This window comes from Enterobacter sp. 725m/11, from assembly GCF_011683705.1.
GTDB classification, from domain to species: Bacteria; Pseudomonadota; Gammaproteobacteria; order Enterobacterales; family Enterobacteriaceae; genus Enterobacter; species Enterobacter bugandensis.
The window spans coordinates 66,765-81,318 of sequence record NZ_JAAQOK010000001.1; the positions used below are offsets into that span (position 1 = coordinate 66,765).

A 14,554-nucleotide genomic window follows, 5' to 3' on the forward strand; every position below is an offset into this window, starting at 1 on the left:
TTTTTATTAATATGAAGTGGTGGTTAATTTGGATTTAATTCTGCTTAATATGTTTCATCTGCCGGTGATAAATTGCAGTTACTATTCCTTTAGACTATCTACTTTATTTAGACCTTAATTTTCGTTTTCAGGCAAAGGACACCCTATGAGCCATGTTGCGCCGTCGGTTGCGCAAGAAGATGACGCTAAATCAATAACATGGAGGTATTCCGTTGCAGGTGCCCGTGACCTGAGAATTGACTTTATGCGCGGCATTGCCCTCGTCATGATGGTCGTGGCGCATACGGAGGTGATGTCGATATTTAATATATTCTCCTGGGAGCGTTTTGGGTTAACAACAGGTGCAGAAGGCTTTGTCATTCTCTCCGGGTTTATGCTGGGAATGCTGAATCGCGCGCGTCTGCAAAAAGTGGTTTTGCTTACGGTTTCCTGGGGCCTTTATCTCAGGGCATGGAAAATATATCGCGTAAATATCATTATCATAGTGTCGTTTATTCTGCTGGCCTATATCCCACATATTAACGTTTTCGAGGTCACCCATTTTACCGACCGATTTTCAGGTCAAAGCTGGTCGCTTTATCCTGTGACGCCGCAAATTAAAGAGACCTGGTTCAACATTATTCTCTATTTGCAGATCGGCCCCCACCAGACGCAAATTCTCGGACTGTATATCTTTTTGCTGCTACTCAGTCCGCTATTTTTAGGGATGCTGCAGAAAGGAAAAGTCTGGTGGCTGTTAGGGCTGTCGCTGCTGGTGTACAGCCTGTGGCAGCGGTGGCCGCTCCGGCTGACGCCGTCGGAATTCGAATTTGCCTTCCCGCTGCTCGCCTGGCAGTTCATCTTTGTGCTGGGCATGGCCAGCGGCTGGTATAAAGCCGAACTGCTCTCGTTCGCCCGGACGCCCCCGGGCAAAGGGGTGGTGGTGGCGCTGGTCATGGTGTCACTGGTGCTGGGATTTGTTGCCCAGAACCATACCAACCCGTTTATGCCGCCCGCGCTGCTGATGCACGTCATCCCGCCTGACAGCTTCAATTCGTTTTATCACACCTGGGCGGCGAAGAATGGGCTGGGCCCGGTGCGGGTATTGAACGATATCGCCCTGATGGTCACCGTCTACCTGGTGCTGACGTATTGCTGGACGCCGCTCAACCGCCTGCTGGGATGGTTCCTCATCCCGCTAGGGCAGCACTCGCTCTATACCTTTATTTTGCATGTTTACGTGGTGCTGCTGGTGAGTCAGTTCATCACCTTCGATTTATGGCGTCACGCCTGGATAGAGAACACGTTAGTGCATGCGGCGGCACTGGGTATTTTGTGGCTGATGGCAAAATACGACGTCGGCGCACGCTGGATACCTAACTAAGGATGGCGGTTATGCGCGAAAAATGGCTTCTGGCGGGCGTGCTGCTCGCCGCGATACCCGCCGCGGAGGCGGCGCAAAGCAGTGATAAAGAAACCCTGCGCGATAAGAACGGTGAACCCGTTCAGGCAGGCGTTTTTACCAGCCGTTGGGGGCGCCTGTTCTCGGGTAACGACAAGAAATTCTCAGGTGCGCTGAGCTTTAGCTCGGGACTGAAAGAGCAGTGGATGAGCATTCCTAACAGTTCAGACACCGCCACGGAAAAGAAAAAGATTAACCAGACGCTGAATCTCAGCCTTCAGTATTCCCCCTACAGCTTCTGGTTTGCCAACATTACGTCCCGACTGCCGGTCAGAGACACCAGCCGCTACACCGCCGATTTTCGCTACAGCTTCGGCTACGATGACTGGCACGCCAACACCGTGAGTCTGGTTTACAGCAACTACGGCGATAACCATTTCTGGACATCGGGCAGCCGACGACACACCTATTTCGAACAGGGCGCCTTCACTCTGGCCTATAAGTTTTCGCTACCGAAACCGGTTGAAAACACGCTCCTGATTAATAAAGGGGATTCCATCATTTGCCAGGTCGGGTACAGTTGGGTACCGCGCTACTACGACCTCAGCAGCGATGACATCCGCAAAAATAAAAACGTCATGCTCGGCGGCTGCGGCTACACCTTCAAACAACATTTCTTCGTTCGCGCGACGGCATTCTGGTTCCCGGACAGCAGCCAGCAGCAGCCCTGGAACGGCGATTACAGCTACAGCTTCGGTTATGCCGGCTATACGCCGGGTTCGTTCTCCATCCAGTACGCGAACTATGCAGGAACGCGCTATCCGGGGCACGGCGACGGGAATGCAAAATTCAGGGAAGGGACCTTGAGCCTCATCTGGTTCTTACCGCTTTAGGAGGGATGTATGTCGGCGCTGCACGTGTTAATCGTTGAAGATTCGCTGATTTATCGTCGGTTACTCTCCCGAATGCTCACCCAGTGGGGATATATCGTGAGCGAGGCGGAAAATGGTGTCGACGCGCTGGAAATCTTGTCCAGCCAGCCGGTCAGCATGGTGATAAGCGACTGGGAAATGCCGGAAATGGACGGACTGACGCTGTGTCAGACCATCCGCAACCGTCAGTTTGGCCGCTACGTGTATATCATCCTGTTGACGGCCCGCGAGAATGCCGGGGACGTGACGCAGGGGTTTGATGCCGGAGCGGATGATTTTTTGAGTAAGCCCGTTGAGCAGGCTGAACTGCGGGCGCGGCTCCATGCCGGGGTCCGTATTTTGACGCTGGAGGCGACCCTCGCGGCGCACAACAAGCGCCTGAGTGAAGCGTTGCATCAGATTGAAAAAGATCTGGAACTGGCTGCGCGAGTTCAGCACTCGGTGCTGCCTTCACGCCGCTTACGCTATGGCGACTACTTCTCCGACTGGCTTTTCCTGCCGTCAGCCTGGGTTTCGGGCGATGTGTTCAATATTTTCCCTCTGGATTCACATCTGGGATTCTATTGCGTTGATGTCTCGGGTCACGGCGTGGGGGCCGCGATGATGTCCCTCGCGGTGGCTCGCCAGTTTTTACATGGCCGGGTGGTGGATCGCTTTCTGTTTACCGAAGAGGGGGGGATTCAGTCACCTGCAGAGGTTGTCAGGATGTTGAACAGCCGCTTTTGCGGTGAAGAGAGCGACATCACCAGTTATTTCACGCTCATTTACGGCGTGATCGATCCAGAGACTGGTGAAGGGTGGCTGTGCCAGGCCGGGCATCCTACTCCCTTCATTGTGAATGCGGACAGCGCCGTCACGTCCGTGGGCGATGGCGGACCGCCGGTCGGGCTAATCCCGGATCTGAGCTGGGAAGACGTCGCGTTTACCCTCCATCCGGGGGATCGCTTATGCTTATTCAGTGACGGTATTACCGAGTGTGAGAACGTCAGCGGCGAGCAGTTTGGCCCGCTACGTCTCGAACGCTGGCTTCATGAGCATGCCCGGCTCCCCGTTGACCAGCTCCTGCCGCGGTTCGGTGACCACCTGACCGGCTGGCGCAATGCAAACCGTGATGAACCGATCGCCTTAACCGATGACGTGTCACTGCTCGTGATTGAGCGTCAGGGAGAACAGAATGATAATTAACACCGAACGATTACCGCATGCCAACATTCTCACGCCCGCGGTCCGACGGCTGGACGCCTCCGTTGCTGCGACGTTTAAAGCGTCCGTGACGGAGGAAATCGGCAGCGATCGTAAAGCCTTAATCGTCGACTTTAGCAAAGTGGATTTCATCGACAGCAGCGGGCTGGGGATGCTGGTGTCGTTGTTTAAGCTGATGAACGGGAAAGGCGACATGGCGCTGTGCTCTCTGAACCCCGGGATCATGAACATGTTCACCCTGACCCGAATGGATCGCATCTTCCGTATCTATCCGGATAAACATAGCGCGCTTGCGCAGCTGGGGCAGTAGATGCAGAGGCCAGAGCATGCTGAATTTCCGGCGGCGATCGCGTCCCTGACGCCGCTGTCCGACTGGCTGAGAGACAGGCTGAGCGCGCTTCCCGTCGATGACGAGTGGCGTTTCGCCTTCGATCTCGCCGTTTGTGAAGTGGCAACGAATATCATCCGCTACGCGCTTCATGAGGATAATTCGTGCGTCTTTAGCGTACAGTTCGCCATCCGCGGCAATGACGTCAGCCTTGTTTTTATCGACGCGGGTGACGCGTTCCCGCAGGAGCGTCTTGAGATCGCCCGGCGAGACCGTTTCTGCGAAATGTCGCCGCTGCTGGAGAGCGGCAGGGGGCTAATGCTCATATTGCTGAGCGTCGATCGTTTCACTGTTGAACGCGTGGCGGGTGAAAATATCGCCACGCTTGAAAAGAAAATACGCGTATGACATACGGGCCATACGCGCGTGATTTTATTTCTTATCGGCAAACAGCTCCGGCGCCCACGGACGTGGATCCACTTCCATAAACGGCGCGCGCTCGAAGCGGTCCTTCAGCGCCCACGGCACCGTGCAGTCGAAGATCGTCTTGCAGGAAATGCCGTTGCCGCGAATCGAGGTGCTGTAATCCGGCGACTGGGACGGATCCAGCTGGTGGCCGCGGATCCCCGGAATATTGGTGATGCTCACATCGCCCTGCATGCGCGTCGTCATCGCCCACAGGATGTCGTCGCTGTCGAAAATATCCACATCTTCGTCGACAAGAATAATGTTTTTCAGCTCCGAATAGGTGGCTAAGGCGATGAGCGCCGCCTGGCCCTGGCGTCCTTCGTCTGACGGCTGGCGTTTTTTCACCTGCAATATGCCGAGGAACTTACCGCCGCCCGCGGTATGGGCATAGACGTTTTGCAGGAAGCCCGGAATTGCCTCTTCAACGGCATTACGGATGCTGGCCTCGGTCGGCAGTCCGGCCAGCGTGGTATGTTCTTCCCCCGGTCCCACCAGCGTCTGCAGGATCGCGTGGTTGCGCATGGTCACGGCTTTCACTTTGATCACCGGCAGGGAGGGATTCGCCTCACCGCAATAGCCCGGGAACTCCGGCATCGCGTGGCCAGTGTTGGTATGCTGATCCTCTCTTACGCGCACGCCCGGAAGCAGTTCGCCTTCGATGATGATTTCCGCCCGTGCGATGGCTTTCTCTTTGACCGCAACGCCCTGCACCAGCTCGACCGGCTGCTGGCGCAGCGCCCCGGCGACGCCCAGCTCGTTGTAGCCAAACGGCGTGGTAGGGGCCTCAAAGCATGCGCCGATATAGATGGCGGGGTCGAGACCCATGTTGATCGTCACCGGCAGCGGTTTTCCGGCATCCTCCGCTTTTTTACGGAAGACTTCGATATGTCGCCCGGCGGCAAGGAACATGGAAAGCTCGTCGCGCTCCTGCACGCAGAGGCGGTGAATGGTGACATCCGTCAGCGAGCTGTCTTCCGGATCGCTTGCCAGCACCAGCCCCAGGCAGAAAAACGGACCGGCATCAATTGGCGTATTGGTCGGTGCCGGAAGCAACTTGCGAAGATCGAAGTCAGGATCGTCAGCATAGAAGACCTGTTCCTGGCAGGGGGCCTGCGAGGACGGAACGACAACCGGTGCGACCGGCTTTTTCACCGCATGGCCAACGTGTTTTGCCAGATCAGACGGTTCGCAGCCTAACAGCAGCGCCGCGCGCTCGCGGCTGGCGTGCATGCCCACCAGAATGCGGGAGCCCGGATAGCCCTTAACGCTGTTGAACATCATGGCCGGACCCGTGCGGGTCGGACGTTTGACCGTGCCGCCTGCGCCGATATGGCGATAGACACCCGCCAGTTCCGCGTTGGGATCGACCGGATGATCGGTTTCAATATACTGGCCTTCGTGGCGCTGCAGTAAGGCGATGGCGCTGCGGAGATCGTTGACTTGGTTTTCCATATTTTCCTCCCTCGGTTGAATACCTCCATTTTTATGGCAAAGACCAATAGCATCAATTTCATCATTTCTGTTAAATTGATAAGTAAATTTATATCAATAGAGGGAGACGTCTCGTGCAGTTTCGTCAGATGCGCCACTTCATTGTCGTTGCCGAAGAGCTCCACATGCACCGGGCCGCCGAGCATCTGAACATCGCCCAACCGGCGCTGAGCCAGCAGATAAAGGCGCTGGAAGAACGTTTAGGCGTCACGCTTTTCAGCCGGGCGAACCGCCGCTTAACCCTGACGCCCGCGGGCGAAGCGTTTCTGGTCAAAGCCCGGCTTGCCATCTCGTTGACCGAGCAGGCGGTGCTGGATGCCAGACAAACGGCACGGGGCGAGCAGGGGGAGTTAAACCTGGGGTGCGTGTCGAGTGCGATGTTTGACGGCAGGCTACCCGCCGCGCTGCGCCAGATGCACAGCCGCTGGCCGGCCATTACCATGTCCCTGATGACGGGAAATGTGCAGACGCTCTACGCCGCCGTGCAGAGCAACCAGCTGGACGTGGCCATCATCCGCGCGCCGCTGCCGTCGCTGCCTGACGATCTGCAAAGCCGGCCGTTCACCTCGGAGAAAACGGTGCTGGCGCTCTCTCGTCAGCATCCGCTCGCCGGATCGTCCGCGCTGACGCTTTCGTCGGTGAAAGACGAAAAATGGATCTCGCTGCGCGATCCGGAGGGAATGGGGCTGGAGCAGTACTTCTATGACGCCTGCAGCGGCGCGGGCTTTCAGCCGGACGTGGTGCAAAACGCGACCGACGTGCCCACGGTGATAAGCCTTGTTGCGGCCGGATTTGGGCTGGCGCTGCTGCCCGTGTCGGCAAAGGCAGTGAGCGTTGAGAATGTCGTCTACGTGGACATCCTCGACCGGCTGCGGGAGAGCGAACTCACCCTGGTTTGCCACCGGATTATTCGTTCAGAAGTGCTTAAAAAGTTTCTGGTCACGCTCGATCACACCTGACGTCCGGCGGCCCGCAGCAGCTGCCCGCGCAGCCAGGCGTTCGCCGGATCCTGGCTGTTTTTCGGGTGCCAGTACATGTTGATGGTAATCGGCTGGAGCGGCAGCGGCGGTGGGAAAATATCCAGTATGCTGGCAAACTGCTTCAGCATCCGTTCCGGCAGGGTACATACCAGGTCGGTACCGGCAACCAGCGCAGGCGCCATAGCGTAGCTCTGGGTGGACATGGCAACGTGTCGCTGATAGCCCAGCCCGGCGAGGGTTTGGTCGACAAATCCGGTAAAGGGATCTCCCGCCGACGACACCACCAGATGGGAAAGCGCGCAGTAGCTTTCCAAATCTAACGGACCTGTTCCACGCGGATGAGCTTTGCGCTGGGCAGTGGCAAACGCGTCGTCGAGAAGTTTGCGCCTCACCCATCCGTCATGGGCGCCCGCGCTCACGCCGATGTAGATATCCACATCACCGTTTTCCAGCTGCTGCGGCAGGTCTACCATCTCCGGCAGGGCGAAGCGCAGGCGGATGCCGGGGGCATCGGTACTCACCTGGTTAAGCAGCGCGGTGCCGAGCATCAGCGCCGGGTTTTCATGCAGCGCGATAACAAATGTCCGGCTGCTGGTTTGCGCCTCAAACGTGGTGGGAGCGAACATCGCGCGGATGCCGCGTAGCACGCTTTCAACCTGTGGCCTCAACGCCTCCGCTCTCGGTGTGGGTAACACCCCACGTCCATGTGGGGAGGGAATAAACAGCGGTTCGCCAAAGAGCGTGCGCAGACGCGCCAGTCGGGCAGAGAGCGCGGGCTGGCTGATGCCCAGCCGCGTGGCCGCATGAGTGATGTTCCTGTCCTGAAGCAGGGCGTCCAGCGCCAGGAGCAGGTCGATGTCCATGTCAGATATACGCGACATCACTCTACTTCGCGCCGCTGGCGTCCCGGTTGGTATAGGTAACAGGGACCCAGGCATAGCCGCCTTTCTCACCTTTCGTCACATAGCCGATGCCCGGGAAAGGCAGATGGGGCGCGGCAATAAGGTCTTTATTTTTCACAAAGTCAGCGAACGCATGCTCGCGTACGCTTGCCGCTTTGTTCTCATCTTCATCGTAGGTGATGGTCACCGCAGGCTGCGGGAACTGGACCGCCGCTGCGTGAATGATGTCGCCGACAAAGGTGATCTTCTCGCCTTTACTTGTCAGCGTGTAGAAGGCTGAACCCGGCGTGTGTCCGGGATGAACCGTGCCGGTCAGTCCCGGAAGAATCTCCGATGTGCCGCTAAACGGCACCACTTTACCCGCGTCAAGATAGGGTTTTAAGGTCTTCTGTGCGACATCGAAGTAGCTCTTGCCGTAGCCGGTTTTCTTCTGATTGTCGTCGTTAAAGAAAAAGTCGATGTCCGGTTTGCCAACGAAAACGCGCGCGTTGCTGAACACCACCTTGCCGTCTTTCACCAGGCCACCCGCGTGGTCGGAATGGGCGTGGGTCAGCAAGACTTCAGTAATGTCCTCGGGTTTGATTCCCTGGGTGGCGAGGCTCTCAATCAGACGTCCGCCGTTGCCAGGGCCAAAGAGCTGGCCCGAGCCGGTATCCACCAGGATTTTGTGTTCGGGCATCGCAATCAGGAAGGCGTTGATGGACACTTCCGCCGGGTTTGTCTGAAAGTTTTTCGCGAGCAGTGCATCAATGTTTTGCGGCGTTGTCCGGCGCAGCAGCTTGTGCAGATCCTGCGCAACGGTCCCGTCCGTAAACGACGTTACCAAAACGTCACCGACCTGCACGCTGTAACCGCCCGCTGGTTGTTTAACGACGTGCTGCGGCGTTTCGGCCGAGGCCTGCAGCGCAGGATAGAACAGCAATGAACTGGAAATCAGCGTGGAAAGAGCAAGTTTTTTCACGGTAAGCATACGAGTCTCCTTTGAAAGCGCTCATCTTACTGCTCCGTAAAATTATAAGAACCTGCTCAGAAATGATAGGACCTATAAACGAGATAAATAGCACAGCGCAACAGCCGGGTGGTGGTGAAGCCTTTCCCGGCCCGTAAAGCGTTATTTTTTCAGCGGTGCGTTCCAGCTATCCAGCGTGGCCCTGGACCAGGCACCATAAGCGGCATTAGGCAGCACAATCCAGTCGTTGCCGAAGTGTTCCGCGCTGGCCTCAACCAGTTCACGCTGCTGCTCGCTCGGTTTTTTGTTTTTGAACTGTACGGCGAAGTCCGGCAGGCTGTCGCCGAACAGCATCACGATCTGCTGCTTTTTGAGGATGCTCTGACGGCGCTCTTCCTTGCTGACCGTATCCAGCAGCACGCTTTCGTCAGACACCTGCGGCAGGCCGAGAGCGTTTAACGTCTTCAGCGTGTCGGCTTTGTTTTCCTGCATACGATCCGAAACATAATAGATCCTGACCTTGCTCTGATTCACATGGTCAAGAAACGCCTTCGCTCCCGGGATTAAGCCGGGCTTTCCCTGTTTTTCCCAGTCGCTCCAGGTATCCCATTTCGTATAGTCGTGACACTGCGCCATGTCGCGCACCAGCAGAGGGGTGTTATCCAGCACCGTTTCATCCAGGTCCATCACCACAGCGTAATTTTCAGGTGTTTTCAGATCTTTTAATTTTTCGTTGAAACGCTCGGTGGCAAACCGATACGTCTGCAGCTGAAGGGCCAGAATCTCAGCCGATTTCTGCTGATAGCGCAGCGCCATTTCGTACGCTTTGGGTTCACACAGCTCGCGCTCAGCGGCCGTCGCCGCTGCACTCAAAACGGGTAATGCCAGCAGTAATGCCTTAGCCATTGAATTCACACTTCTTTCCTCAACACCGTGGTTAAAATCCCGAAAGCGTAATGAAGTTCAATGACAGAAATATGAAGGCAGCGGCGCTACACCAGCATGTAATACCAGAACAGGGCGACCTCGTCTTTTTCCGGTAAGGCGTTGTAGAGATACCGATCGTACCCGCCCAGGGTGAACCCGTAGTTACGGTAAAACAGACAGGCGGAGACGTTCACATTTTGTGTTTCAAGGCGTAATCCCGGCGCGTTTACGCTGCGGGCCCACACGTGCGCGGCAGCCATTAATTTTTGCGCGGCGCCGGTTCTGCGTCTGGTGCGATCAACGGCAATATAATCCACTGAAATAAATTTATTCCAGCCGATTGACGCGGTAATAAATCCGGCTAATTCACCGTCATCGGTTTCCGCAACAAGAAATATGGCGTCCGGATTAACGCAATGGTTTTCAAGCGTTTGGATGTCGAGTTCGTAGGTTTTTATCCAGGGTTCGGCGACGGCTTCAATATGCAAATCACAATGGATAAAGGGCTCTCGCGCAATGTGGCTAATGGTGAAAGAAAAGTCACAACATTCAAGACGGACGAGGTCCGTATTTAATCCTTTTCGAATCTGCATAGTATTCCCGATAGTGAGTTATTTCATAAAGAATAGACGACGCGGTTAAATCCGCTGAGCTCACGCACTTGTGATCCTGAACTAAGCTTGTACTTCGTTCCGCGTAAAATGTGGGTCATTCGAGGACAATGAATGGAATTCAGGACATTTCAAAAGCAGTGGGGTGCTGAGTTTATTTCCGATGACGTGGTACGTTTTCGCGTCTGGGCAGAAGGACAGAAAGAACTTACGCTACGTCTGGCTGCCACCGACGTGCCGATGACGGCGGTGGGGCACGGCTGGTTCCAGGCAGACGTCCCCGGCGTCACGCACGGTGCAGAGTATCAGTTTGTCCTGCAGGACGGCATGACGGTACCCGACCCGGCATCGCGCGCGCAAAAGGGCGACGTTAACGGGCCATCGGTTGTTATCAATCCCCGACGCTATCAGCCGGTTAACCAGGACTGGGCAGGGCGGCCGTGGGAAGAGACGGTCATTTACGAGCTCCACGTCGGCACCTTTACCCCGGAGGGCACCTTCCGGGCGGCCATCGACAAGCTGCCCTATCTGGCGGAGCTCGGTATCACCCAGCTTGAAGTGATGCCCGTTTCCCAGTTTGGCGGAACCCGCGGCTGGGGCTACGACGGCGTGCTGCTGTATGCCCCGCACGCTGCCTACGGCACGCCGGAGGATTTTCACGCGTTTATCGACGCCGCGCACGGGCTGGGGCTTTCCGTGGTGCTGGATATCGTGCTCAACCACTTCGGCCCGGAGGGGAATTATCTCCCTCTGCTGTCGCCCGCGTTTTTTGATGCGGATCGAATGACGCCGTGGGGCAACGGCATCGCTTACGAGCGCGAGCCGGTGAGGCAGTACATCACCGACGCACCGCTCTACTGGCTGACGGAGTACCGTCTGGACGGCCTGCGCTTTGATGCCATCGACCAGATTAAAGACAGCTCCGGGACGCACATTCTGGAGGAGATTGCCGCGAAGATCCGCGAGGCGATCCCGCACCGTCACGTTCACCTGACCACGGAAGACAGCCGCAACGTGATTTTCCTGCATCCGCGCGATGAACAGGGCAACACGCCGCTGTTCACCGCCGAGTGGAATGATGACTTCCACAATGCTGCCCACGTGTTTGCCACCGGCGAAACGCACGCCTACTACCAGGATTTTGCGTGTGAGCCGGAGAAAAAGTTCGCCCGTGCGCTGGCGGAAGGGTTTGTCTACCAGGGCGAGATTTCGCTGCAAACCGGGGAATCTCGCGGGGTGGAGTGCCGTACCCAGCCGCCGCAGTTCTTCGTCGATTTCATTCAGAACCACGATCAGACCGGCAATCGCGCCCAGGGGGAGCGGCTCATCACCCTGGCGGGGGCCGACAGGACGCGGGTGCTGCTTGCCGCGCTGCTGCTCTCTCCCCATATCCCGCTGCTGTTTATGGGCGAGGAGTTCGGTGAAACGCATCCGTTCCTGTTCTTCACCGATTTTCACGGCGACCTGGCAAAAGCGGTGCGGGAAGGGCGCGCGAAAGAGTTTACCGGCCACGCCGGGCACGATGAAGCCGTCCCGGATCCGAACGACGTTAACACCTTCGTTCGCTCAAAACTCGACTGGCATAAGATTGCTACCGACGAAGGGAAAACGTGGCTGCGCTTCACCCGCCACCTGCTGACGTTGCGCCATCGCTATATCGTTCCGCTTCTGCATCAGGGCGGCATCGTTGAGGGCAAGGCGATCGAGACCGCGCCCGGCATGGTGGCGGTGAGCTGGCGCTTCCCGTCCGGGACGCTCTCTCTGGCGCTCAATATTGGCCCTAAGCCTGTCGACGTGCCCGCGCTCGCAGGGGAGACGCGCTTCGCCTGGCCGGAGGTAAACGACGTTTTGCCGCCGAACAGTATTGTCGTTCGCTTTGCTGATGGAGACGCATCGTTATGATCCCTTCCGCCACGTACCGTATTCAGTTCCGCAACGGCATGACGTTTGACCGCGCTGTCGAGCTGGTGCCGTATCTGAAAGACCTCGGCATCAGTCACCTCTACGCCTCGCCCGTGTTTACCGCCACAACGGGTTCCACCCACGGCTATGACGTGACCAACCCGAATGAAATTGACCCCGCGATTGGCGGTCGGGCAGGGTTTGACCGCATGGCCGCGGCGCTCAGGCAGGCTGGCATGGGGCTGATTCTGGATATTGTCCCGAACCATATGTCCACCTCGCTGGAAAATGCCTGGTGGCGGGACGTGATTGAATACGGCCAGCAGAGCCGCTATTTCCGCTATTTCGATATCGACGCGTCGCGCCCGCTTACGCTGCCGTTTCTCGGCGACACCTTTGAGGCGGAGCTGGAGAAGGGTGCCATTACGTTAAAACGTGACCCTGTCACGAATAAAGCCTCTCTGGTCTATTACGACACGGCGTACCCGCTTAATCCGGGCACGTACAGCGAGGATAAAAGCATCACCGAACTTCATGAGGCGCAGAGCTGGCGGCTGATGTCCTGGCGGGAAGCGCCGAAGCAGCTCTCGTGGCGGCGCTTCTTCGAGATCACCGGTCTTGTAGGCGTACGGGTTGAAGACGAGGCGGTCTTCGACGATACGCACCGTCTCATTCTTGAGCTGGTTCACGCGGGCGTGGTTGACGGCCTGCGCATTGACCATATTGACGGCCTGGCCGATCCGCTGGGTTATTTGCAGAAGCTGCGGCAGGCAGCCGGACCTGACTGTTACATCACGGTCGAAAAAATTCTCGCGAAGGGAGAGCAGCTCCCCACCGACTGGCCGGTTTCCGGCACCACCGGCTACGAGTTTATCGCCTCGCTGGCGGAGGTGCTGGTCGACGACGATAACCTCTCGCACCTGGAGACAATCCACGACGAGACGCTGGGCGTCTCGGTCGATCGCCACGCCGAACTGCGCGATGCCAAGGGTCTGATGACCGATCGTAATTTTGAGGGCGAGTTCACCACGCTGCTAAACCTTGCGGACGATCTGGCCCGCCGCAATGACGTTGCGCTGCTGCGCGAGGAGATCCGCCACGCGCTGCGCGAGCTGCTTATCGCCTTTCCGGTGTACCGCACCTACGGCACTCGCGAGGGATTAACCCCACCTGACGTGGCGCTGCTTAGCCGCGTGGTCGCCGGCGTAAATACGTCCGAAGCGGCCCTGAGCCTGATTGTCCGCATTCTTACCGGCGATCTGCCGGAAGATTGCCGCGACTGCGCCGCGCTTTTCAGAACCCGCTTCCAGCAGCTGACCGGGCCGCTGATGGCGAAGTCGGTGGAAGATACGCTGTTTTTTCGTCTGAACCTTGAGCTTGCGCTCAATGAAGTGGGCGCTGACCCGACACCGCGCGCGTTCTCGTTATCCCGCTTTCACCAGGAGATGCGCATTCGTCTCGCCCGTCAGCCCGACGCGCTGCTGGGCACCTCCACGCACGATACCAAGCGCGGAGAAGATGCCCGGGCGCGGCTCTACACCCTGACGGAGGCGCCGGAACGCTGGGGAGAAAATCTCGCCCGCTGGCGGCAGATGAACCAGACCCAGGTGCGTTTTCTCAACGACGGCACCGCGCCGAACGCCGCCGATACCTGGATGATCTATCAGGCGCTGGCGGGCGTCTGGCCCGCCACGCTGTCGCCTGACGATGCCGAAGGGCTTGCATCGCTGGAGACGCGTTTCCTCGGCTTCCTTGAGAAAGCGCTTCGCGAGGCGAAGCAGCGCACCGACTGGATCGACAGCAACGAGAGCTATGAGAGCGTGGTGCTGAGCTATGCGCGGCATCTGCTTTCCCCGGATAACGCCCCGTTCCTGCACGATTTCAGCGAGGCGATGCAGCCCTTTATCCGCGCCGGGCTGATGAACAGCCTCAGCCAGACGGTCATCAAGCTGACGGCGCCCGGCGTGCCGGATATCTATCAGGGCAGCGAGGCGCTCAACTTTAGCCTCGTCGACCCGGATAACCGGCGGGAGCCGGACTTCAACGCGCTGGTGCAAAACCTCAGCGCGGCGGATGCTTCAGTGTTTGAACACCCGGCGTGCTGGCGGGACGGCAGGGTAAAGCAGTTTGTCACCGCCACGCTGCTGCGGCTTCGACCACATTACGACGCGCTTTTCCGCTACGGCGACTGGCTGCCGCTCAAGGTTTCCGGTGAGCGCGAGGAGAACCTGATTGTCTATGCGCGCGTTAAAGACGAGGAGGCGCTGATCGTTGCCGTGCCGCGTCTGGTTTTTGGCATCACCGATAATCATCAGCTGTGGGTCAATACCACGGTAGCGATACCCGACGAACTGGCCGGGAAGCGCTATCGGGATCTGTTCAGCGGTGAAAGCCGCATTCTGCAAGAGACGCTGGATTTAACGTCAGAAAAGGGATGTGTACTGGTTCTGCTTACCTGCGAATAATCGTGGAGAACGAAA

General features: G+C 57.6%; 13 protein-coding genes. 8 read left to right on the forward strand and 5 right to left on the reverse strand.

Annotated elements, in window-relative coordinates; translation table 11 throughout:
• Positions 1-145: 145 nt before the first annotated feature.
• The 5 genes from opgC to HBA26_RS00320 are packed head-to-tail and all read left to right on the forward strand — an operon-like array spanning position 146 to position 4,252.
• Positions 146-1,363 (forward strand): OpgC domain-containing protein, encoded by a 1,218-nt coding sequence (gene opgC, locus HBA26_RS00300; RefSeq protein ID WP_048999590.1) that lies wholly within the window; start codon positions 146-148, stop codon positions 1,361-1,363.
• An 11-nt stretch (positions 1,364-1,374) separates the two neighbouring features.
• Positions 1,375-2,274 (forward strand): hypothetical protein, encoded by a 900-nt coding sequence (locus HBA26_RS00305; RefSeq protein ID WP_126345531.1) that lies wholly within the window; start codon positions 1,375-1,377, stop codon positions 2,272-2,274.
• A gap of 9 nt (positions 2,275-2,283) precedes the next feature.
• A complete protein-coding gene (locus tag HBA26_RS00310) occupies positions 2,284-3,498 on the forward strand; it encodes a SpoIIE family protein phosphatase (RefSeq protein ID WP_126345532.1) in 1,215 nt (404 codons plus the stop codon).
• Positions 3,488-3,826 carry an STAS domain-containing protein gene (locus tag HBA26_RS00315; protein ID WP_028013194.1) on the forward strand — a complete coding sequence of 113 codons (339 nt, stop codon included), beginning with the start codon at positions 3,488-3,490 and terminating at the stop codon, positions 3,824-3,826. The genes HBA26_RS00310 and HBA26_RS00315 overlap by 11 nt, the downstream gene beginning before the upstream one ends.
• Positions 3,827-4,252, forward strand: coding sequence for an ATP-binding protein (locus HBA26_RS00320; RefSeq protein ID WP_069732941.1), 426 nt, complete (start codon positions 3,827-3,829; stop codon positions 4,250-4,252). It abuts the gene before it with no gap.
• A gap of 24 nt (positions 4,253-4,276) precedes the next feature.
• On the opposite strand, the gene HBA26_RS00325 is transcribed toward HBA26_RS00320, so the two are convergent.
• Positions 4,277-5,764, reverse strand: coding sequence for a UbiD family decarboxylase (locus tag HBA26_RS00325; RefSeq protein WP_126345533.1), 1,488 nt, complete (start codon positions 5,762-5,764; stop codon positions 4,277-4,279).
• A gap of 113 nt (positions 5,765-5,877) precedes the next feature.
• Here HBA26_RS00325 and HBA26_RS00330 point away from each other — a divergent pair, with 113 nt between their 5' ends.
• Entirely contained in the window at positions 5,878-6,762 is an 885-nt protein-coding gene (locus HBA26_RS00330; RefSeq protein ID WP_126345534.1) for a LysR substrate-binding domain-containing protein, read from the forward strand.
• Here the strand turns inward: HBA26_RS00330 and HBA26_RS00335 are convergent.
• From HBA26_RS00335 to HBA26_RS00350, 4 genes are all read right to left on the reverse strand, one after another.
• Complete coding sequence (locus HBA26_RS00335) at positions 6,753-7,664, reverse strand: LysR family transcriptional regulator (RefSeq protein WP_126345535.1); 912 nt, start codon at positions 7,662-7,664, stop codon at positions 6,753-6,755. The two genes, HBA26_RS00330 and HBA26_RS00335, sit on opposite strands and share 10 nt — an antisense overlap.
• Before the next feature lie 4 nt (positions 7,665-7,668).
• A complete protein-coding gene (locus tag HBA26_RS00340; protein WP_126345536.1) occupies positions 7,669-8,655 on the reverse strand; it encodes an MBL fold metallo-hydrolase in 987 nt (328 codons plus the stop codon).
• Positions 8,656-8,796: 141 nt separating this feature from the next.
• Positions 8,797-9,549 (reverse strand): 5'-nucleotidase, lipoprotein e(P4) family, encoded by a 753-nt coding sequence (locus HBA26_RS00345; protein ID WP_047365145.1) that lies wholly within the window; start codon positions 9,547-9,549, stop codon positions 8,797-8,799.
• Positions 9,550-9,626: 77 nt separating this feature from the next.
• Positions 9,627-10,154, reverse strand: coding sequence for a GNAT family N-acetyltransferase (locus HBA26_RS00350; protein WP_041909946.1), 528 nt, complete (start codon positions 10,152-10,154; stop codon positions 9,627-9,629).
• Between the two features lie 132 nt (positions 10,155-10,286).
• Between HBA26_RS00350 and treZ the strand changes: the two genes are divergently transcribed.
• Both treZ and treY read left to right on the forward strand, forming a co-directional pair.
• Positions 10,287-12,074: a malto-oligosyltrehalose trehalohydrolase gene (treZ, locus tag HBA26_RS00355; RefSeq protein WP_126345537.1), complete on the forward strand. Its 1,788-nt coding sequence runs from the start codon at positions 10,287-10,289 to the stop codon at positions 12,072-12,074.
• Positions 12,071-14,539 (forward strand): malto-oligosyltrehalose synthase, encoded by a 2,469-nt coding sequence (treY, locus tag HBA26_RS00360; RefSeq protein ID WP_126345538.1) that lies wholly within the window; start codon positions 12,071-12,073, stop codon positions 14,537-14,539. The genes treZ and treY overlap by 4 nt, the downstream gene beginning before the upstream one ends.
• Positions 14,540-14,554: the final 15 nt, after the last annotated feature.